Origin of the sequence: Parasphingorhabdus sp., from assembly GCF_036963705.1 — a bacterium.
In the GTDB taxonomy this organism is placed as follows: domain Bacteria; phylum Pseudomonadota; class Alphaproteobacteria; order Sphingomonadales; family Sphingomonadaceae; genus Parasphingorhabdus.
The window spans coordinates 1-21,455 of the sequence record NZ_JBALUT010000046.1; the positions used below are offsets into that span (position 1 = coordinate 1).

Consider the following 21,455-nt stretch of genomic DNA (forward strand, 5'->3'; position numbering starts at 1 on the left):
GGTCGCAGCATACGGTGCGGGCTTATGTTATAACCGCCGAACGTTTTTGTGCGTTTCTGATGGACCACATCGGCCGCGGCGTCGGAGCGGAGCAGATCAAGGCGCTGACTCAAGCGGATATCCGCTCCTATCTCGCATATCGGCGTGGAGACGGGCTGACCAACAATAGCGCCGCGCGGGAATTGTCGGCCTTGCGGGCGTTCCTGAAACATGTCGGCGGGGATGAAGCGCAAATCCCGAAGATCAAGGGACCCAAGGTCAAGCGCGGGGTACCGCGTCCGGTCTCGCCCGATGACATATTGGCATTGGCTGGAGACGCACAGGACAGCGCAAACGAAGACTGGATCGGTGCACGCGACTGGGCGGTGTTGCTGCTGCTCTATGGCTCTGGCCTGCGGATCAGCGAGGCGCTCGACCTGACCGGAGACTCCCTGCCCCTGACCGACACGTTGCGGGTCACCGGCAAGCGCAGCAAGGTGCGGATCGTGCCTTTGCTTCCCAAAGTGCGCGAAGCAATCGAACATTATATCGACCTTTGTCCTTACCCGATTGTTCAGGATTTTGCCCGCTGCAAGAATGACAATATCGGCGGCTCGCCGCTGTTCCGCGGCAAGCGCGGCGGTCCACTGTCGCCCAACATGATCCGGCGTGTTGTCCAGCAGGCACGGACCAAGCTCGGTATCGCCGACACAACCACGCCTCACGCCCTGCGCCACAGCTTTGCGACGCATTTGCTGGCCGGTGGCGCGGATTTGCGGAGCCTGCAGGAATTGCTGGGTCACGCAAGCCTGAGTTCAACGCAGGTCTATACGGCAGTCGACGCGGCGCATTTGCTCGACGTTTATCAGAATGCGCATCCGCGGGCCGGATAAGACGCGTCTACGACCACAAACAAAAATCCAGAACGATCATGTCGCCGTCGCCTCTGCATTGACACGTTAAGCGCAACGGTTTTTTGCCGTTAGTTATCTTGACGAGATTTTCCAAATCAGAGCTAAATTATGAAAATGACCGCGCCGACAGTATTCAGGACAGATGCCGCGCCACTGGATTTGCCTGAAATTGATCAGAGCAAAATCCAAAGTATCTTGCTGAGCCGGGTGCTTTCAGTTGGTATTTCCGGACAGATCCCGATGTTATTCGGAGCGGCGCTGATGGGTTTTGCGGTCATTGGCCTCGGCACTGAAAAACTGATGTGGACCCTGATCGCCGTCCAATGTGTCATGCAATGTGTCATCGCGATGGTCAGTAGCATGTTGCGAAGCAAGCTGGATGCGCATCAACCCGACCGTTTTCTGTTCACAATATTTGTTTGCCTAGAATTACTCGCTGGAGCCGTCTGGGGGCTGATGATGCTGCCGGTCGCCGAGGTTCTGGGACACGGGCTTGGGCCGCTGTTCGTATGCATCACATTGATCGTTACCATCACAATAGCAGCAATGATGCCTGCAGCCGTGCGGATCCTAAGCATTGCTGTGGTCGCGGGTTTCTTCGTGACCCTATTTCCGCAGACCTTGTATTTCTATTATGTCCTCGGACCGCTTCCGCTGGTCGCAACTCTGGTTCTGCCGCCGACATTATTCTGGATGACGAATGCGCAATCGAAGCAAGTCAAAGCCGCGCTTGTTAACGAGTTGGAAAATGAGCGGCTTGCTCTCTTCCTCGAAGAATCCCTCCAACATTCTGAATATCTTGCCAGACATGACAGTCTGACCGGCCTGCTAAATCGTCGGGCATTCCAGTTGAAACTGACGGAACTTCGTCAAGAACAGCCGCAAGCGGCAATTTGTCTTATCCTGGTCGATCTGGATCATTTCAAAGCGATAAACGACAATTTTGGTCACGATACCGGTGATGCGGTGCTGGTTTCCACCGCGGATATTATCAATAGCATCACGAGACCGGATGACTTGTCCGCGCGCTGCGACGAAGCGACGGCGCGTTGGGGCGGCGAGGAATTTATCATCGCCCTGGTTGGTTGCACGATCGAGGCAGCTGCGTCAGTGTCGGAACGCCTGCGTGTCCGGATCGCCGCCCAAACCAATCCGCAATGGCCTGCCGGTCTGAGCGTCACCGGTTCTTTCGGCATCGCGATATGGGATCATCATGAGGATCTGGCCGACGGTATCGCTCGAGCGGACAAGGCTATGTATCGAGCGAAGATCTCGGGACGCAACCAGATTGAACTGGCCGCTTGATCGACATTTGAGACGAAATGGAAGCGCAAAGCTGTCTCAATGAAGATGCGAGACCAGCGCTGATTTCCGGAGTTTTCGGAAATGCTTGGACCAAGCGAGCCTGAGCGCGATGCAGGGCCAAATGACGGGAGGCACTGCTTATTTGCAGTATATTTATTGCGGCGCGCATCTCCCGAGGATCACTAATACGCTCATTCGGCAACCGGCAACAATTCCCGATGTTCATGTTAACAGGTCATTTGTATTATCACGTTAAGCCCGCCGACTTTCTGCCGTTTAGTATCTTGACGAGATTTTCCAAATCAGAGCCAAATTATGAAAATGACCGCGCCAGCAGAATTCAAGGAAAAGGCCAACCCTCTGAATTTCGATGATATTGACGAGAGCGTAATCCATGGCATTTTGCTGCGTCGGGTTCTTTCGATCGGCACTTCCAGTCAGATGGCAATGTTGATCGCAGCGGCGCTGATGGGCTTTGGGGTCATGGGTATCGGCAATGAAAAACTGATGTGGGCCTTGATCGCGGTTCAGGTTGCCGTTCAAGTTGTCGTCGCAATGGTCAACAAGATGGTACAGCAGAAGCTCGACGCCCATCAACCCGACCATATTCTGGTTCCGACATTTGTTTTTCTGAAAGGACTGACTGGAGCTGTCTGGGGGCTTATGATGCTGCCGGTCGTGGCAAATCTGGGGACCGGGCTCGGGCCGCTGCTCATTTTTATAACCTTGATCGTCACAATCACAATTTCCGCAATGCTGACTACAGCTGTCTGGAGCATTAGCGTTGCCGCGGTCACAGGTTTTTTCGTGACCTTATTTCCACAAACCTTGTATTTCTATGATGTCCTCGGACCGGTTCCGTTGGTTGTCACTCTGGTTCTATCACCAACCTTGATCTGGATTACGAAAGAGCAATCGAAACAAGTCCGGTCAGCGCTTGTCAACGAGCTGCAAAATGAACGGCTTGCTCTCCACCTGGAAGATGCCCTGCAACAGTCCGATTATCTCGCCAGACATGACAGCCTGACCGGCCTGCTTAACCGTCGCGCATTCCAGTTAAAATTGTCGGATCTTCGCCAGGAACAGCCAGAAGCGGAGATTTCTCTCATCCTGGTCGATCTGGATCATTTCAAATCGATAAACGATAATTTTGGTCACGAATCCGGTGATGCGGTGCTGGTTTCCACTGCGGAAATTATCGATAGCGTTACAAGACCGGATGACCTGTCCGCACGCTGCGACGAAGCGACGGCGCGATGGGGAGGCGAGGAGTTTATCATCGCTCTGGTGGGATGCCCGATCGAGGCCGCAGCGTCCGTATCGGAACGCCTGCGTGTCCGGATTGCCGCCCAAGCCGATCCTAACTGGGCTGATGGGCTGAGCGTTACCGGCTCTTTTGGCATCGCGATCTGGAATCATCAAGAGGATCTGGCCGACGGTATCGCTCGAGCCGATAAAGCTATGTATCGGGCCAAGATCTCCGGTCGCAACCAGGTCGAACTGGCTGCTTGATACACAATCGAGACGATTTTGAAGCTTTAGGCTGTTTCAATGGCCGTCGCCGAAGCCCGCTGGTCTTAGTCAGCTATTTTACGGGAGAAAATCATTCTCCCCGTCAACCCTGCCGAGGGCGCCAGAAAATAATCCGCCAGATATAGACCACCAATATCGAGCCGATCACACCCAGCGAAACCGGTCCCAGATAATCCTCGATATGATCGACATTCTGCTGCAGCTCGTAGCCCGCGTAGACCAAAGCGCTGTTCCAGACAGCTGCCCCGGCGCTGGTGGCGAGGATGAATCGTTTGTGCGACATGCCGAACAGGCCGGCCGGCACCGAGATCATTGTGCGGATATTGGGAATGAAGCGGGCGAAGAACACCACCCATTGGCCGCGTTCGTCGAAAATCCGGTCGATCTTGTTTACCGCCTCGACGTCGAGCGTCAGCCAGCGGCCGTGCTTGCGGACGAAAGCGCGCAGATCATCCTCGTTCCAGTGGCGACCGACCATGAACCAGAAATAATTGCCGGCCAGCGATCCGATCGTCCCGACCAGCACCAGCGCGACCGGGTGGAATGTCCCCTGCCCCACGCCGACACCGCCCAGCCCCATGATCAGCTCGGACGGGATTGGCGGAAAGATATTTTCCAGCGCCATGAGCAATGCGATTGCCCAGTAGCCGCCCTGCTCGATCAAATCTGTTACCCAGCTGCTCATATTGCGCGGCCTGGTGCGAGGTTATTGAGCTGCAAGCCGACGCTCGATCGCATCCCAGATCATGCCAGAAGTATCGGTACCGTTAAAATTGTCGATCGCGACGATTCCGGTTGGCGAGGTCACGTTGATCTCGGTCAGCCATTTGCCGCCGATCACATCGATGCCGACGAAGATCAGGCCGAGACGCTTCAGATCCGGCCCCATCGCCGCGCAGATTTCCTTTTCGCGCTCGGTCAGTTCCGCCGCTTCGGCATAGCCGCCTTGCGCAAGGTTGCTGCGGAATTCGCCTTCGCCCGGCTTGCGGTTGATCGCGCCGGCGACTTCGCCGTCGATCAGCACGATGCGTTTGTCGCCCTGATGCACTTCGGGGAGGAACGGCTGAACCATATGCGGTTCCGGCCAAGTCTGGTTAAACACCTCGAACAAGGCACTCAGATTGCTACCATCTTCCGGCACCAGGAAAATCGCCTTGCCGCCATTGCCGTGCAGCGGCTTGACGACGATGCCGCCATGTTCCTTCTGGAAGGCGCGGACTTCGTCGAGGTCGCGGGTGATCAGGGTCGGCGGCATGAACTGCGCATAGTCGAGCACATAGACTTTCTCCGGCGCGTTGCGGACGGAGACCGGGTTGTTGACCACCAGAGTCTCGCCTTCGATCCGCTCGAGCAAATGGGTCGCGGTGATATAGCCGACGTGGAACGGCGGATCCTGACGCATCAGCACGACATCAACATCGCTACCGAGGTCCAGCTTTACCGGATCGCCGAAGGTGAAGTGATCGCCTTTTACCGGCTGCACCGTGACCGGATGAGCGGGCGTGGTCAGACGGCCGTTGGCGTGGAGGGTCAGGCCCTTTACGTCATAATGGAATATCTGGTGACCGCGCTTCTGGGCGGAGAGCATTAGCGCAAAGCTGCTGTCTCCCGCAATGTTCACGCTCTCCATCGGGTCCATCTGTACGGCGATTTTCAGGGTCATTTGCATTCCTTAGACATTTTCGAACCCGCTTACCGTTCGTGTCGAGCCTAGTCGAGACACATTGGCATTGCGGCAAGCGTCTCTCGACTTCGCTCGAGACGAACGGGGGAGATGCGTTTCTAACCATTCGTCCCCGGCTTGTCGAAGGGCCTTTTTGTTTATCGGGAGAAAGAGAAAGTTCGATCCGCCCTCCGTGGGTGGCGCGTCAGAACCCGTGCCACACATTGGGCAAGTGAACAGGCAGGCGCCTCGGCGCAACCAATATCACGTCGATGCGGGCGTCTTCCCCATTGGTGCAATATTGCGGATAGAGTATTTCCACCGCATCGGCGACGCGCTGGAGCCGTTTCAGGTCGATCGCCTGTTCCAGATCTTCCAGCTTCGTCCGCGCTTTCACCTCGACAAAAGCGACCAGACCGCCGCGTTTGGCAACCAGATCGACCTCACCACGCGGGGTCCGCACCCGTTCGCCCAATATCCGCCATCCCTTCAGACGCAGAAAGCGGGCCGCGGTCTTTTCGGCCTGACGGCCGCGTTTCTCGGCGGCCTCGCGTTTCATTGTAGGACTGCGGTTCGTGCTGAGCCAATCGAAGCATTTTCCCCGTTGACGCACCGTAGATCCGAGAGAGGTCCTTCGACAGGCTCAGGACGAACGGTGTGGGGGCCGTAAGCGTTCATTTTTGATATACCGTTCGTGCTGAGCTTGTCGAAGCACTTCGATCCTCGATACACCGCATGTCCGATAGAAGCCCTTCGACAGGCTCGGGGCGAACGGTGCGGGATCGACAGGCGCTCATTTTTCCGACTTCCAGCGGTTGGTCAGTTCGTAGAGCGCTTTGCGGTCGGTGTTGAATATACGCGCGACCTCGCCCGCCGCTTTCGATGCCGGTAGCCGAACCAGTGCCTCGCGCAGCGCGGCCTCCACTTCCTGCTGGCTCGCCGCTTCCGGCGCGCCCGGCGGGCCGATGATCACGACGATTTCGCCTTTCGGCTTTTCCGCGCCATAGCGTTCGGCAAGCTCGCTGAGAGTGCCGGGCACCGCTTCTTCAAATCTCTTGGTGATTTCGCGTACGACCGCCGCCTTGCGATCGCCAAGCACAGCCAACGAGTCGGCCAGCATCGCACCCAGCCGGGAACCGTTTTCATAAAAGATCAGACTGGCGTTCAGCGTCTTCAACGCCGCGATCGATTCACTCCGCGCCTTGGTTTTGCTAGGCAGAAATCCTTCGAAAAGAAAGCGGTCGCTGGGCAGACCGGACAAGGTCAAAGCAGCGATAGCGGCACTCGGACCGGGAATTGTCGTGACGTAGAGGCCAGCCGCCTGCGCATCGCGGACCAGCTTGTAGCCGGGGTCGGAGATCAAGGGTGTCCCCGCATCGCTGACCAGTGCGACAATTTTACATCTCACTGCGTCCAAAATGGCTTCGCGATCGGCAGCCGACTTATGGTCATTATAGACCATCATCTTCGACTTCTTACCAATGTGATTCAGTAACTTAGCGGTAACTCTTGTATCTTCGACTAATATGATATCGGCGGCGGCAAGGGTTTCCTCGGCGCGGCGCGACAAATCTCCAAGGTTGCCGATCGGGGTGGCAACGATATAGAGACCGGATTGGGCAGGAGCAGACATATGACGGTCATGGCAGACAAGGTGTATCAAGGACAAGATCAAACGAGAAGGCGCCGCTTTTTGAAGTGGGCGGGCGTATCCGCATTTGTCTTTCTCGCCGGTTGTGAAACGATGGTCCCGCGCGGTGCAGAACCGCCACCGGTTGCCACCCCGACACCGGCGCCGGTGACATCTGGCTTGCCCGATGACCAGAAACATCATCGCATTGCCTTGCTGGTGCCGCTGTCCGGTAAAAATGCCGGAATCGGCCAGTCGCTCGCCAATGCGACGACCATGGCACTGCTCGATACCAAGGCGGAGAATATCCGCATGACCAGCTATGACACTGCCAAAGGTGTGACCGCAGCAGCCCAAAGCGCGATCCGCGACGGCAACAAGCTGATCATCGGCCCCTTGCTCAGCGACAATGTCGTGGCGACCGCCAATATTGCGCGGCCGGCTGGCGTTCCGATTCTCAGCTTCTCCAATGATACCGGCGCCGCTGGTAACAATGTCTATATATTGGGCCATATACCCTCGCAGTCGATCACCCGTGTTGTAGACTATGCAAAGTCAAAGGGTATGACCCGCTTTGCCGCCCTGGTGCCCAACGGCGTTTACGGACAGCGCGCTTCGTCAACCTTGCTGCGCCGGGTAAAGGATGTCGGCGGCACCGTCGTTTCGATCCAGACGTTCAATCGCGATTCAAAATCGATCGAGGCAGCTACCAAGAAACTCGCCGACAATGGTGATTTCGAAGCGGTGCTGCTCGCCGACAATGGCGACATGGCGATCAAGGCAGCGCCCTATATTCGCAAGAATGCCAGCAGCACGGCGAGAATCCTTGGCACCGACCTGTGGAATACCAGCAGCAATCTGGCCGGTGCTCCATCCATGCGCGGTGCCTGGTTCGCCAGCGTTTCGGATAGCCTGTACAAGCAATATGCAGACAAATATCGCGCCCGCTATGGCAAGGCGCCATTCCGGCTGTCGAGCCTCGGCTATGATTCGGTATTGCTGACGGTCAAAGTTGCGCGCGACTGGAAAGTCGGATCACCCTTCCCGATCAACAAGCTCACCGACAAGGGCGGTTTCATCGGCCTCGACGGCGTATTCCGGTTCAAGGCCGATGGCGTTTCGGAACGTGCTCTGGAAGTTCAGGAAATCCGCAGCGGCAGCTTTGCCGTAGTCGATCCGGCCCCGAAGGGTTTTTGAAGAACCGCTTTCTTACCGACTGTTAATGAAATCTCGTCATCCTGAACTTGTTTCAGGACCTCCAACGGCTGCGCGCTAACTTAAGGGGTCCTGAAACAAGTTCAGGATGACGAATTAATTGCGGATAAACTCAGCCGATATTCTGACCGGTCTCTGCCCAATCTTTAAGAAAGCCTTCGATTCCCTTGTCGGTCAGCACATGTTTGAACAGGTTGCGGATGACGTTGGGGGGCATCGTTCCGACATCGGCACCGATGCGCGCGGATTCGAGTACGTGGATCGGATGGCGGATCGATGCGACGAGGATTTCGGTGTCGAAGGCATAATTGTCGTAGATCAACCGGATGTCTTCGATCAACATCATGCCGTCGAGGCCATTATCATCATGGCGTCCGACGAACGGCGAGATGAAGCTTGCGCCGGCCTTGGCTGCGAGCAGCGCTTGATTGGCGGAAAAACAGAGCGTCACATTGACCATCGTGCCTTCGCTGGTCAGCGCTTTGCAGGTTTTCAGCCCGTCAATCGTCAATGGCACCTTGATGCAGACATTGTCGGCGATCTTGCGCAGCATTTCCGCTTCTTTCATCATCGTCTCGTGATCGAGTGCGATGACTTCGGCGGAAACCGGTCCATCGGTCAGGCCGCAAATTTCCTTTGTGACTTCCATGATATCGCGACCGGATTTCTTGATCAGCGACGGGTTGGTGGTCACTCCGTCTACCATGCCGGTCGCGGCAAGGTCGGCGATTTCCGCGGTATCGGCTGTGTCTACGAAGAATTTCATCGGTCTGGCTCCAGGAATTAGGAAAAAGGCGGCTGTTGCTTATTGCCTATCTGCTTTCCCCGAAACGCGAAACTGCCGCACCGTCCTTTATGGCAGAAAGCTGTGGATAGATTGGGGGAAGATTGCTGGATAAATTGAGCAAGAACTCGATATCCCTATCCCTCAAAAGGCTTTTCCAGCGCCCAGTACCGCAATCAATAAAGGATCATTGGTCGCCCGCGGATTGGCGCGGATCGATGCTTCCTGCGCGCCGATAGAACGATAGATGGCGTCATTGACCTTATTGGTCACGTCGCGGCTGATGCTGGAAAAATCGACATTGGTGGCCTGTGACAGCACCAGATTGATAATCTCGTTGTCGAACAGTCTCAGACCATTGCCGATACCGGGCAACATCCGGTCCACCAGTGTATTGCCGAGTTGACCTTGCAGCAGGCTGGTGGCAGCGCGCGGTCCGCCATTGATGATCGCCAAAGCGTCGGAGATGCTCATATTGCGGATGGTTTCCGCCACAATCGGGGCGGCCAGGTCAGCGCCGGTTTCCGCCGCACGGTTGACCTGAAGGAGCAAGCGATCCTGTATCGGCTTGGACCGCAGCAAGGCGGTGGCAATATTGGTAACCCGCGACCCGCCCAGCGACTCCGGCACCGCGATCCGGGCAATCTGGCTGTCAAAAAAGCCGTTGGGCTGGAGCAACTCGGCAAAAGCGTTTTGCGAGGACAGCGTCAATAGTCGTTTGACTGCCTCGGTCAGGCTGAGGCCCGGCAAGCTGGAACAGCCGGGCAGCGCCAGCAATCCGGCAGCTGCGCCCATGCCCAGAACCGATCTGCGATGATAGTTCATTAAGTGTCTCCAAATTTCGCCAAAGCAGGAATGACGGATGATGTTTCCCTGCCTATAGCATGAATATGAATCGCGTTCGTGTACTCCTGCTTAACGCCGCCCTGGGGCCGCTCGATTACCGGGTACCGGAAGGCATGCAGGTAGAGCCGGGTTCGATCGTGATGGCGCCGCTGGGTCCACGCAAAATGCCCGGGGTCGTGTGGGAACCCGATAGCTTTCCGGTCGAGGAAATTGACCCGAAGAAATTGCGGCCGCTGCTGGAGGTGCGTGATGTACCGCCGCTACGCGCGCCATTGCGGCGACTGATCGAGTGGACCGCCGCTTATTATTTCGCTTCGCCAGCTTCGGTGTTGCGGATGGTGCTTTCGAGCGGAGCAGCCTTTGCCGACAATCGCCCGATCAGCGAATATCGTCTGAACGGCTCGGTTCCCGACCGGATGACACCGCAGCGCAACCAGGCGCTGCAAAAGCTGATCGGGGAACAAGGCACGATCAGCGAACTGGCCAATAAGGCCGGTGTATCTATCGCGGTGATCCGGGGACTGGAAAAGCTCGGGGTGTTTGATCGGGAGGATGTGTCACCATTTGCCATCTCCGCCAAACCTTTGCCCGATTTCGATACCGTCGATCTCAGCGACGATCAGAAAAATGTCAGCCAAATATTGATCGATGCGGTGCGAGCATCGCAGTTCAAGCCTTTCCTGCTCGACGGGGTTACCGGATCGGGCAAGACCGAAGTCTATTTCGAAGCGATTGCCGAGGCGTTGCGTCAGGACAAGCAAGTGCTGGTGCTGCTCCCCGAAATCGCGCTGACAGAACCATTTCTCAACCGGTTCTATGCGCGCTTCGGGGCAGAACCGCTCGCCTGGCACAGCGGCATGAAACAGTCGGAACGCAAGAGAAACTGGAGAGCCCTGGCCGACGGCAACGCCAAGGTGATTGTCGGCGCGCGTTCGGCCCTGTTCCTGCCCTATGCCAGACTGGGACTGATCATCGTCGACGAAGCGCACGAGACAAGCTTCAAACAGGAAGACGGCGTGCGCTATCACGCCCGCGACGTCGCGGTCATGCGCGGATTGCACGAGAAAATTCCCGTCATTCTCGCCTCCGCCACGCCGGCAATAGAAAGTCAGCATCAGGTCGAACAAGGCAATTATGAACTGCTCGAACTGCCCGCGCGTTTTGGCGGGGCGACCATGCCGGATATCGAGGCGCTGGATTTGACCGAGGATGTACCGCCACGCGGAAGTTGGCTCGCACCAACGCTGGTCCACGCGCTGGAGGAGAATCTCGAGCGCGGCGAGCAGTCGCTGCTGTTCCTTAACCGGCGCGGTTTTGCGCCACTGACCCTGTGCCGGACCTGCGGCCACCGGATCGACTGCCCCAATTGCACCGCATGGATGGTCGAGCACCGGCTGACCCGCCGCCTCGCCTGTCATCATTGCGGCCATGTCATGCCGATCCCGGAAAAATGCCCCGAATGCGGCGACGAAGACAGTCTTGTCGCCTGCGGCCCCGGGGTCGAACGGATTTGCGACGAGGTCAAAATGCTGTTCCCGCAGGCCCGCACGGCGATCGTGACTTCGGACACGATATGGTCTCCCCAGCGCGCAGCCGATTTCGTCAGCCAGATGGAAGCCGGAGCGATCGACATTGTCGTCGGCACCCAGCTGGTGACCAAAGGCTATCACTTTCCCAATCTGACTCTGGTCGGCGTTGTCGACGCGGATATCGGGCTGGAAGGCGGCGATCTGCGCGCCGCCGAACGCAGTTTTCAGCAGATTGCCCAGGTCGCCGGTCGCGCCGGACGGGCCGAGAAGCCGGGCCGGGTCTATGTCCAGACCAGGATGCCCAACGCGCCAGTGATCCAGGCGCTGATCAAGAATGATCGCGAAGGCTTTTACGCCGCCGAAATCGAAGCCCGTCGTCAGGCGCTGGCACCACCATTCGCGCGCTGGGCAGCGATCATCGTCTCCTCCGAGGACAATAAGGAAGCCATGGAAACCGCCCGCCTGATCGGCCAGACCGCGCCAAAGGTTGATGGCTTTTCGGTATACGGCCCTGCTCCTGCGCCGCTGGCAATGCTCCGCGGTCGCCACCGGCACCGGCTGCTGGTCCACGCCCTGCGTTCGGTCGACCTGCAGCACATCATGCGTGAATGGCTGGAAAAGCTGGAATGGCCCCGAGCCGTCAGGGTCGGGGTCGATGTCGATCCCTATAGCTTTGTCTAATTCTCAAAGGCCCTTCTCTTTCAGGGGAAGGGCTTACCAAACACAAAAACTCCTTTGAAAATCCTGTCAAATTGACGCATGGGCCGATCCATGATCAAAAAACTCATCCTGCTCGTCTCGATCGCCCTTACCACTATGCTCACCGGCCCTGCCCAGGCCGATCCGGCCGATATCAGCGCTGCCAGCCGTTCGGTTGTCCGGGTCGTGCTCGCGGCCAAGGATGGCGACAAGGTCGCCTTTGTCGGCCACGGCAGCGGGTTCGTGGTCGCTCCGGACAAGATCGTCACCAACGCCCATGTCGTCGAGATTGCACGTCAGGAAAGCTCTGTGGTCATCGGCATCATCCCCTCGCAGGGTGGAACCAGCTACGGCGGCAAGATCATCGCTTATTCTCCAAGCAATGATCTCGCGCTAATTCAGGTTCTAGACGGTGGCCGTTTGCCGCCGATGACGATTTTCGGTGGCCAAGTAGGCGATGGCGCGGATGTCGTCGCCGTCGGCTATCCCGGCTCTGTCGACCGGGCGCAAGGGCTGGATCTCGATGATCTGGTCAACCCGATGTCACCGGTCAAAACCACCGGCACGGTTTCCGGCGGACGGACGACCAAGCAATTCGATACAATTTTGCACACAGCGCCAATCGCATCTGGCAATAGCGGCGGGCCATTGATCGACAATTGCGGCCGGGTGCTGGGCGCAAACAGCTTCGGTTCGATAAGCAACGGCAATGACGCCGAATTCGGCTTCGCCGTCTCGGCGCGCGAAATCCTCAGCTTTCTGCGCAAAGCTGGTGTCAAAGTGGCCTCCACAGCGACGCCTTGCCGTTCGGCAGCGGAAATCAGTCTGGAAGAGCAACAGCGCGAGCTCGCAGCCCGCGCTCAAGTAGACGCGGCGAAGGACGCCGAAGCCGAGAAGCGTCAACGGGCGGAAACAAAATTACGCACCGGCATATCCCAGGACATCATCGCCGCACGCGAAAACCGGATGGCGATAGCCGCGCTGATATTGGTGCTGTCACTGCTCGCAGCCGGCGGCGCCGGCGTTCTGATGGTACAGGGCAAACGCAACCCGGCGATCGGGGCAGCGGGTGGTGCAGCAATACTGTTGCTCACCGCGGTCTTCACTTTCCTGTCCCGCCCCGATTTCAGCGAAATTGATGATCGTGTTGCGGCCAGCTTGAAGGAAACTGAAGCCCAGAACGTCCCGCAACAAGCAAAGATCGCTACTTCTGGCAAATATCAATGCACGATCAACCCTCAGCGCAGCAGGATTACCGTGTCGCAGCAAGATGAAATGCCACTCGACTGGGCAGATGGCGGCTGTGTCAACGGCCGCACCCAATATGGCCGCGACGGTGCCAAATGGTCCCGGATATTTGTTCCCAACCAAGAGCAGACAATCACTATCAGCAGCTTCCAGCCGGATCGTAGCGAGTTCACAGAGGAACGCTATCTGATGGGGCTGGATGCAATGACCAAGGCGCGTGAGATCCGCGCCAAATATGGCAACAGGACCTGCACGACCGACGACAAAGCGCTGGCTGATATAGAAGATATGGTGAAGGCCATCAGAGCGGAATTGCCGGGACAGGCAAATGAGCGACTGGTTTACGAGTGCAAACTCGGCACAAATTAAAGAGGTCGGGGATATATGTCAGCTGGAAAAGGTTCCGGACTTCACTTGTGATCTTCCCTAGGCGCTCTTTCGCCTGGAAGCAGCACTGACCCGATTTGCGGCCACGGGCAGCGATACGGATCCGACGAGGGGAACCCATTTTTCGGCCGGACGCAAATCCGTGCAATTATCCAAGGCCTCCGCCTTGCCATATAGATATCCCTGCACCTGGTCACAGCCAAGGGCGCGCAAGTCATCGACCTGTTCCTGCCGCTCAACGCCCTCGGCCGTCGTCGTCATACCCAGATTCTTGGCGAGGCTGATCACCGATTTTATGATGGCTCTGCAATCATCACGGGAATCAATCTCGTTGACAAAGCAGCGGTCAATTTTGATCTTGTCGAAGGGGAAACTCCGCAAATAGTTGAGCGAGCTGTAACCGGTCCCGAAATCATCCAGCGATATGCGAACGCCGAGTTTCCGGAGGCTGTGCAACGTGCGTATATTGACGTCGCTGTCCTGCATCAGAATGCTTTCGGTAATTTCCAGTTCCAGTCGCTGCGGAGCTATACCCGTTTGTGCAAGCGCATTGACGATTGTCGGAATGAGGTTTGCGCTTCGCATCTGGGATGGAGACAGGTTAACCGCCACGCTCAGCGCTTCATCCCATTGCGCAGCATCTTCCAAAGCCTTGCGAATAACCCATTCACCAAGCTGAACGATCATTCCTGTTTCTTCAGCGACCGAGATGAATTCATTGGGCATCACGAAACCGCGTTCCGGATGTTCCCAACGCAAAAGTGCTTCGAAACCGGTCTGCTTGAGCGTTTTCAGATCGATCAAGGGTTGATAATGCAATCGCATTTCTTGTTCGGCGAACGATGCTCGCAAATCCAGTTCCAGATTTCGGCGTTCCTCAGCGGCAACATCCATTTCCTTTTCGAAAATGGCAACGCGATTGCGTCCAGCGCCTTTCGCCGAATATAGCGCGAGATCGGCATATTTTACTAACATGTCCGGCTCGGTGATGTCTTGTGTCCATTGCGCAAGACCGACGCTGGCGCTGCTGACAACATTATGGTCGTCGATCAAGAACGGTTTGCCGGCAGCGTGCACGATCAGGTTCGCGATATCTTCGGCAAATTCCGCCCGCTCCCCGCTGAGGAGCAGAGCGAACTCATCACCACCTATTCGGGCCAGCGTATCATTTGACTTGGAGACATTTTCCAGTCTCCTGGAAACCATTGTCAAAAACTTGTCGCCGATCGGATGTCCCAATGTGTCATTTATCGCTTTGAAATGATCGAGATCAAACAGCAGCAATGCAATCTTGTCATCGGGCTGAGCGCGGTGAATGGCCCGGTTCAACGCTTCGGAAAAAAACCTCCGGTTCGGAAGATCCGTCAAGCCGTCAAAATGGGCCATGTAACGGACTTTCTCTTCGGCGGACTTCTGCGCGGTAATATCGGAGATGACCCCTCTCATCGCGACCCCGAGTTGTTCCGCACCTCCCTTCGTGGCGCGACCACTAATCTTCCACCAATGCTTATCGTCATTGATGGTTACAGAAACCATGATGGCAGGAAAGGACACGCCTTGAGCGATATAGTTGGTCAGCATCCGCCGATCTTCTTCCTCGTCCAGCAGCGAGACCAGGAGAGACTCGTTCAAATCCTCTGCAGAGCAATGAGCGGCTTCTGCAAAACGGTCACAGACATCCAACAGATATCCTCCACTATCGACCGAGAAAAGCCAGTTGGATGATTGTTCTTCAAAATCGTTCAACAGCAGCTTCACGGTTTCGGCCGCTTCCGACAGTTCGTGTTGAGCAAATATCTCGTCTGCAAAGCTCCCAAAATTTTGCTTGCCCGCCAGAAGCAGGATCATCGCAAATGTCGCAAGCAAGCAAATCGCCAGATAGCTTTCTGTGCCGCCCATGAATAGCAGGCCGATTGAAAGACATATGGCGATGATTATCGTCCACGCCTTGGACGCTTCTGGTAAATGTCGATAGGACATGACGCCGGCGCTCATTTTTCCCGCGCCGATCACGGCCAGCAATATAAGTTCCGAAGGACTGGAAATCGGTATCAGATAAGCGACCCCGACACCCCATACATGGGCAAAGATTACGGCATTACGGGTGATATTCCGCTTCGTTTTCAACATTTCGCCGGGCGACAATCCCGGATCATTCGATATATTTCTCAGCCGGAGCCTATCACCCGTCGCAAAGACAAATACCGTGCACCACAGGACAAGCGCCGAGGCGGAAACGTCTTTGGAAAACAACGTCAATATGATCACAGCATTCACCAGATTTGCGATCACGGCGGAACGCACAATCTTGCTATGTTCGGTAAGCTGCTTTCTGGTTACCAGATCCCGTTCTGACTGGTCCAGGTAGCGGAGATTATTCCGAGCTTCCATCATTCTCCCCATTCCATTTTGGGGGAGTAGCGTTCAAAAGTTTACAATCCGTTGTTTTTGCCCATTTTTCTATGTGAAACACGATGTGACCAAAGAATAGGCAAAGAATAGATCATTCTCGTTGCCATTTCTGCTCTCAAGCCCGCCTCGAAATGTCACCATATCCGCCTCGGACGGTGAACAAAGCAACCAAATGGATAACGATGTGTTAGCTATGAGATAGATGATTAAGGGAAATCGGATGACCGAAGCCAATGAAAGCCTGCAGGCTCCTGACTATAACGGCCTGAAAGCGGTCTTCATCAACCGTACATTGACACCGTCGCCGTCATTCAGCCACACAGAATGTCTGATGACTGTCGCCCGGGACGTGAAGATCGCCGAAATCTTTTATTTTCTGGTTCATTTTACTTCCTTTTCCAACAACCGCGCCTTTATCTCCAGCCCATAGGCATAGCCTCCCATGGTCCCGTCACTCCGCACTACGCGGTGGCAGGGGATCAGCACTGCAACATTATTGGCGCCATTGGCACTGCCCACGGCGCGAACCGCTTTCGGCTTGCCGATCGCCGCGGCGATATCGGCGTAGCTGCGGGTTTCTCCTTCGGGAATTTTGCGCAGTTCCTGCCACACCGCCTCCTGAAAGACAGTGCCCCGGACATCAAGCGGGATGTTATGCGGGCGGCCCGGCGTTTCGACTTGAGCAATCACTTGCGCGAGCAACTTGGCGAAGGCTTCATCGCCAGCGCGCAAATCGGCTTTCGGGAAACGACCGCGCAATTCATCCTCGCCCTCATTGAACGACAGGCAGCAGACCCCCTTGTCGGTTGCTGCGACCATCATATTTCCAAGCGAGGTTTCGACACGGGCCCAATATACCGTGACCCCTGCCCCGCCATTTTTCCAGGCGCTTGGCTTCATCCCCATGTTCCGGTTCATTGCCTGTTCCTCGTAAAACCGTGAAGCCGACCCATAGCCGGCGTCGTAGATCGCTTCGGTGACCGATGCGCCGCTGTCTAGCGCATCCTTCACCCGTTCCGTCCGCAAAGCCCTCGCATAGGCGGCGGGCGACAATCCGGTATCGCGTTTGAAAATCCGCTGGAGGTGAGTTGGCGAGTAGCCGGTCATCTGACCCAGCTCGCTAAGCGTCGGAGCGGTCTCGGCCATCCGGATCGCGTCAATGACTGCCTTTACCGCTGCATCATCGCGCGCCACGTCATTCGGTAGACACCGAAGGCAGGCGCGCAGACCTGCTGCCTCTGCCTGTTCGGCCTTCGCGAAGAAACGTACATTTTCGCGTTTAGGGTGCCGTGCGGCGCAAGAGGGGCGGCAGTAGATGCCCGTGCTCAGGACGCCGGTGACGAATTTTCCGTCAAAGCTGCGGTCGCGAGCCTGCATTGCAGCCCATGCCTGTCGATTATCCACTGACTTCTGGGTCACGATTCAAACCTCTCCACCCGCGCGACGAAACATCCGTGGGCTGCGTTATGCACATCTATATAGGCAACCTCGTCCAGTTCAAATAGCTGGCGGATTGAACTGTCCGCGTCTCCGGGTAGCGCCAGGCGGGCGGTTTTCAACATCGCATCTATGCCGAAAGCGCGCATCCCCAATGTTCGACCTTCGAAAACCGGTGGCACGGCATCGGTAAATTGCGCAGCTTCTACCAGCCCGGTTTTCGCAAATATTGCGTAAGAGCTGCGATAGGGAGAATCGACATCATGGGACGTGTGGTGGAACAGGATCAGCTCTTCACCCACTTCTGCATCTTCCAGAGATATGCGACAGGGAAAGCCGGGTTTGCTGGTCGCTGTCATCTGCACCGCACCCAGGGCCGAGAGCTGTTCTGTGGTTGCGCCCTCGAAGGATTTGGCTAGTTCGGGGCTCAATCCGGTGATTTGATAGGTCATATGCAATCTCCGATTCTGGTTGTTGCAACGAATTTAAATCAGCCATGCCCGTACGGCTTCCCGTATCTTGCGTTCAAAGCAAATATATCCACGGGACAATTGAAAGCCGCAAAAAACTGCTGGTTCGGCTTTCGGAGAAAATGATTCCCAAAGCCATCTTGCATCGCAGCAAAATGGTTGCTAGACGCCGCGCATCCGTGGGCGGAATCGCAGGATTTCCGGCCATTAAGCGGACCATTTCATCAACGGTTTTCAGACCGTGTTTACGGTCAGGGAGAAGCAAACGCGTGGATCATTCCAGCGGCATTAGAGCGAGTTTAGCGGGGCGTTACGCCACGGCTTTGTTCGCGCTTGCAGAAGAAAATAAGAGCATCGACACGGTGCAGGCCAGTCTTGCGACATTGAGCGCAGCCTTGGCCGAATCGAGTGACCTCAGGGCGCTGACGAACAGCCCGGTCCTCTCCCGCGAAGATGCCGGCAAGGCGATCGGCGCTATCGCCAAGAACCTCGGCCTGGACAAGTTGTCGACCAATGTGCTCGGCGTGCTTGCGGCCAATCGCCGTCTCGACAAAATTCCGGCTGTGATTCGCGCCTTCACCACTTTGGCCTCCAGCCATCGCGGCGAGATCAGCGCTGAAGTCACCTCGGCTCATCCTCTGGATGACAAGCAGATTGATGCGCTCAAGGCGCAGCTCAAGAAACGTGTGGGAAGCGATGTTAGCGTTTCCACCGCAGTTGATCCGTCCATATTGGGCGGGCTCGTCGTGAAAATCGGCAGCCAGATGATCGACAGCTCGATTAAAACCCGTTTGAACACCCTATCGCAGGCCATGAAGGGCTAAAGGAAGATACACATGGATATTCGCGCCGCAGAAATTTCAAAGGTCATCAAGGACCAGATCGCCAATTTTGGCAATGAAGCCCAGGTTTCCGAAGTTGGAACCGTGCTCGCCGTCGGTGATGGTATCGCCCGTATCCACGGCCTCGATCAGGTCCAGGCCGGTGAGATGGTCGAATTCTCCAACGGTATTCAGGGCATGGCGCTGAACCTCGAAGCTGACAATGTCGGCGTCGTGATCTTCGGCTCTGACGCTGAAATCAAAGAAGGCGACGTCGTCAAACGGACCGGCACGATTGTTGACGTTCCGATCGGCAAGGAATTGCTTGGTCGCGTGGTCGACGGTCTCGGCAACCCTATTGACGGCAAGGGCCCGATCAAGACCACCCAGCGTAGCCGCGTTGAAGTCAAGGCGCCGGGCATTATCCCGCGTAAATCGGTTCACGAACCCGTTCAAACCGGCCTGAAGGCACTCGACGCTCTCGTTCCTGTTGGCCGTGGCCAGCGCGAATTGATCATTGGTGACCGTCAAACCGGTAAGACCGCTGTCGCAATCGACACGTTCATCAACCAGAAGACAGTCAACGCCGGCGACGACGAAAGCAAGAAGCTCTACTGCATCTATGTTGCCATCGGCCAGAAGCGCTCGACCGTTGCACAGATTGTAAAAAGCCTCGAAGAAAATGGCGCGATGGAATATTCGATCGTGGTTGCTGCAACCGCTTCCGAGCCTGCGCCTCTTCAGTATCTTGCACCTTACACCGGTGTGACGATGGGCGAATATTTCCGCGATAACGGCATGCACGCCTGTATCGTTTATGACGATCTCTCCAAGCAGGCTGTGGCTTATCGCCAGATGTCCCTGCTTTTGCGTCGTCCTCCAGGACGTGAAGCTTATCCTGGTGACGTTTTCTATCTTCACAGTCGCTTGCTTGAACGTGCTGCGAAAATGAACGAAGCCAATGGCTCCGGTTCTTTGACCGCATTGCCGATCATCGAAACCCAGGCTGGTGACGTTTCGGCATACATTCCAACCAACGTGATTTCGATCACCGACGGCCAGATCTTCCTCGAAACCGACCTGTTTAACCAGGGCATCCGTCCTGCTATTAACGTGGGTCTCTCGGTTTCCCGTGTTGGTTCTGCCGCACAGACGAAGGCGATGAAAAAGGTTTCGGGTTCGATTAAGCTCGATCTCGCGCAATATCGCGAAATGGCGGCTTTTGCCCAGTTCGGTTCCGATCTCGATGCGTCGACGCAGAAATTGCTGGCTCGTGGTGAACGTCTCACCCAGCTGCTCAAGCAACCGCAATTTTCGCCGCTGCCTTTCGAAGAGCAGACCGCGTCGATCTATGCCGGTACCAACGGGCATCTCGATAAAGTCGCAGCGACCGATGTTGTGCGTTATGAAGCAGCGATGCTGGCTCATATGCGCACCGAACATGCTGATATTTTGAAAACGATCCGTGAAAGCGGTGACTTGGCAGATGACACCAAGGCAGCTCTCGAAGCGGCACTGGCAGCATTTGGCAAAACATTCGCATAAGGCAATTGGATAAACACCGTTAGCCCTGAGCTAGTCGAAGGGCGCTTATCGACCAGAGATGGAGTTCGACAGGCTCACCACTAACGGCACAATGGAGTAAGACAGGAAAACATGGCCAGTCTTAAAGAACTGAAAGATCGGATCGCGTCGGTTAAGTCGACCCAGAAGATCACCAAGGCCAAGAAGATGGTCGCAGCGGCGAAGCTGCGCCGGGCGCAAATGGCTGCGGAAGCTGCGCGTCCCTACGCCAGCCAGATGGAAAAAGTGATGGCGAGCCTCGCCTCCAAGGTTTCGATTGACGAAAATTCGTCGAAACTTTTGGCCGGCACCGGCAAGCTCGACACCCATCTTCTGGTCGTTGCCACATCGGACCGTGGCCTGTGCGGAGCGTTCAATGCCAATATCGTCAAGGAAGCGCGGCTCAAGGCCGAAAAGCTGCTCGCCGAAGGTCACAAAGTGCTGTTCTACATGGTTGGCCGCAAGGGCATTCCTATCATCAAGCGCTTTTACCCTGGCCAGATTCTGAAGCATTTCGACACGTCGATTGTCAAAGCACCGGGCTATGAAGAAGCCAAGGCAATTGCTGCGGACCTGACCGCGCTGGTCGAAGAGGGCAAGTTTGACGTCGCCCACCTGTTCTACGGCAAGTTCAAATCCGCTTTGGTTCAGGAACCCACGGTTCAGCAGATCATCCCGATTGCTGTTCTGGATGGCGCCATCGCGGAATCCGCTGGCGCTGTGGACTATGAGCCAGACGAGGAAGAAATTCTCGCGGCTCTGCTTCCACGCAATCTGACCACCCAGATTTTCGGCGCATTGCTGGAAAATAACGCGTCGGAACAAGGTGCTTCGATGACCGCCATGGACAATGCGACCCGCAATGCCGGCGATCTGATCGATAACCTTACCATCGTCTATAACCGCAGCCGTCAGGCCGCGATTACCACCGAATTGATTGAAATTATCGCTGGCGCTGAAGCGCTCTAAAGCACGTACGCAAGGAAACGTAAAAATGGCAAAAACCAAAAATGTAGGCCG

19 protein-coding genes are annotated in these 21,455 nt (G+C 56.2%); 10 read left to right on the forward strand and 9 right to left on the reverse strand.

All coding sequences use genetic code 11. The features are described 5' to 3' along the window. From V7680_RS10860 to V7680_RS10870, 3 genes are all read left to right on the forward strand, one after another. The coding region (locus tag V7680_RS10860) for a tyrosine recombinase XerC (protein WP_335653292.1) at window positions 1-872 on the forward strand (872 nt) is incomplete at its 5' end. A gap of 129 nt (window positions 873-1,001) precedes the next feature. Next, a complete protein-coding gene (locus V7680_RS10865; protein WP_335653293.1) occupies window positions 1,002-2,198 on the forward strand; it encodes a GGDEF domain-containing protein in 1,197 nt (398 codons plus the stop codon). Between the two features lie 315 nt (window positions 2,199-2,513). Next, complete coding sequence (locus tag V7680_RS10870; RefSeq protein ID WP_335653294.1) at window positions 2,514-3,710, forward strand: GGDEF domain-containing protein; 1,197 nt, start codon at window positions 2,514-2,516, stop codon at window positions 3,708-3,710. A 103-nt stretch (window positions 3,711-3,813) separates the two neighbouring features. On the opposite strand, the gene V7680_RS10875 is transcribed toward V7680_RS10870, so the two are convergent. The 4 genes from V7680_RS10875 to rsmI all read right to left on the reverse strand — a co-directional run bounded on the left by V7680_RS10875 (window position 3,814) and on the right by rsmI (window position 7,027). Next, a complete protein-coding gene (locus V7680_RS10875) occupies window positions 3,814-4,416 on the reverse strand; it encodes a DedA family protein (RefSeq protein ID WP_335653295.1) in 603 nt (200 codons plus the stop codon). A 21-nt stretch (window positions 4,417-4,437) separates the two neighbouring features. Next, window positions 4,438-5,394, reverse strand: a complete 957-nt coding sequence (gene gshB / locus V7680_RS10880) for a glutathione synthase (RefSeq protein WP_335653296.1) — start codon at window positions 5,392-5,394, stop codon at window positions 4,438-4,440. 205 nt (window positions 5,395-5,599) lie between these two features. After that, window positions 5,600-5,953, reverse strand: coding sequence for a YraN family protein (locus tag V7680_RS10885; protein WP_335653297.1), 354 nt, complete (start codon window positions 5,951-5,953; stop codon window positions 5,600-5,602). A 234-nt stretch (window positions 5,954-6,187) separates the two neighbouring features. After that, complete coding sequence (gene rsmI / locus V7680_RS10890) at window positions 6,188-7,027, reverse strand: 16S rRNA (cytidine(1402)-2'-O)-methyltransferase (RefSeq protein ID WP_335653298.1); 840 nt, start codon at window positions 7,025-7,027, stop codon at window positions 6,188-6,190. Between the two features lie 60 nt (window positions 7,028-7,087). On the opposite strand from rsmI, the gene V7680_RS10895 reads away from it, so the two are divergent. Then, on the forward strand, window positions 7,088-8,221 hold the full coding sequence (locus V7680_RS10895) for a penicillin-binding protein activator (RefSeq protein ID WP_335653299.1): 1,134 nt from the start codon (window positions 7,088-7,090) through the stop codon (window positions 8,219-8,221). 130 nt (window positions 8,222-8,351) lie between these two features. Here the strand turns inward: V7680_RS10895 and fsa are convergent, their stop codons facing one another. Together fsa and V7680_RS10905 are read right to left on the reverse strand one after the other, a co-directional pair. Then, complete coding sequence (gene fsa / locus V7680_RS10900) at window positions 8,352-9,005, reverse strand: fructose-6-phosphate aldolase (protein WP_335653300.1); 654 nt, start codon at window positions 9,003-9,005, stop codon at window positions 8,352-8,354. Between the two features lie 162 nt (window positions 9,006-9,167). Further along, the gene (locus V7680_RS10905) at window positions 9,168-9,848 is read right to left on the reverse strand and encodes a DUF4197 domain-containing protein (RefSeq protein WP_335653301.1); all 681 of its coding nucleotides are present in this window, start codon (window positions 9,846-9,848) and stop codon (window positions 9,168-9,170) included. 65 nt (window positions 9,849-9,913) lie between these two features. Between V7680_RS10905 and V7680_RS10910 the strand changes: the two genes are divergently transcribed. Together V7680_RS10910 and V7680_RS10915 are read left to right on the forward strand one after the other, a co-directional pair. Further along, complete coding sequence (locus tag V7680_RS10910; RefSeq protein WP_335653309.1) at window positions 9,914-12,079, forward strand: primosomal protein N'; 2,166 nt, start codon at window positions 9,914-9,916, stop codon at window positions 12,077-12,079. A 90-nt stretch (window positions 12,080-12,169) separates the two neighbouring features. Continuing rightward, window positions 12,170-13,714, forward strand: coding sequence for a trypsin-like peptidase domain-containing protein (locus V7680_RS10915; protein WP_335653302.1), 1,545 nt, complete (start codon window positions 12,170-12,172; stop codon window positions 13,712-13,714). A 57-nt stretch (window positions 13,715-13,771) separates the two neighbouring features. Here V7680_RS10915 and V7680_RS10920 read toward each other — a convergent pair whose 3' ends face one another. Beyond that, a complete protein-coding gene (locus V7680_RS10920) occupies window positions 13,772-16,126 on the reverse strand; it encodes a putative bifunctional diguanylate cyclase/phosphodiesterase (protein WP_335653303.1) in 2,355 nt (784 codons plus the stop codon). Window positions 16,127-16,364: 238 nt separating this feature from the next. On the opposite strand from V7680_RS10920, the gene V7680_RS10925 reads away from it, so the two are divergent. Next, window positions 16,365-16,574: a hypothetical protein gene (locus tag V7680_RS10925; RefSeq protein ID WP_335653304.1), complete on the forward strand. Its 210-nt coding sequence runs from the start codon at window positions 16,365-16,367 to the stop codon at window positions 16,572-16,574. On the opposite strand, the gene ada is transcribed toward V7680_RS10925, so the two are convergent. Next, the gene (gene ada, locus V7680_RS10930) at window positions 16,526-17,521 is read right to left on the reverse strand and encodes a bifunctional DNA-binding transcriptional regulator/O6-methylguanine-DNA methyltransferase Ada (RefSeq protein WP_335653310.1); all 996 of its coding nucleotides are present in this window, start codon (window positions 17,519-17,521) and stop codon (window positions 16,526-16,528) included. The two genes, V7680_RS10925 and ada, sit on opposite strands and share 49 nt — an antisense overlap. Window positions 17,522-17,559: 38 nt before the next feature. Then, a complete protein-coding gene (locus V7680_RS10935; protein WP_335653305.1) occupies window positions 17,560-18,033 on the reverse strand; it encodes a DUF1203 domain-containing protein in 474 nt (157 codons plus the stop codon). Window positions 18,034-18,320: 287 nt separating this feature from the next. Here V7680_RS10935 and V7680_RS10940 point away from each other — a divergent pair, with 287 nt between their 5' ends. The 3 genes from V7680_RS10940 to V7680_RS10950 all read left to right on the forward strand — a co-directional run bounded on the left by V7680_RS10940 (window position 18,321) and on the right by V7680_RS10950 (window position 21,404). Beyond that, a complete protein-coding gene (locus V7680_RS10940; RefSeq protein ID WP_335653306.1) occupies window positions 18,321-18,875 on the forward strand; it encodes a F0F1 ATP synthase subunit delta in 555 nt (184 codons plus the stop codon). A gap of 12 nt (window positions 18,876-18,887) precedes the next feature. Continuing rightward, window positions 18,888-20,417, forward strand: a complete 1,530-nt coding sequence (gene atpA, locus V7680_RS10945) for a F0F1 ATP synthase subunit alpha (RefSeq protein ID WP_335653307.1) — start codon at window positions 18,888-18,890, stop codon at window positions 20,415-20,417. A gap of 111 nt (window positions 20,418-20,528) precedes the next feature. Next, a complete protein-coding gene (locus tag V7680_RS10950) occupies window positions 20,529-21,404 on the forward strand; it encodes a F0F1 ATP synthase subunit gamma (protein WP_335653308.1) in 876 nt (291 codons plus the stop codon). Window positions 21,405-21,455: the final 51 nt, after the last annotated feature.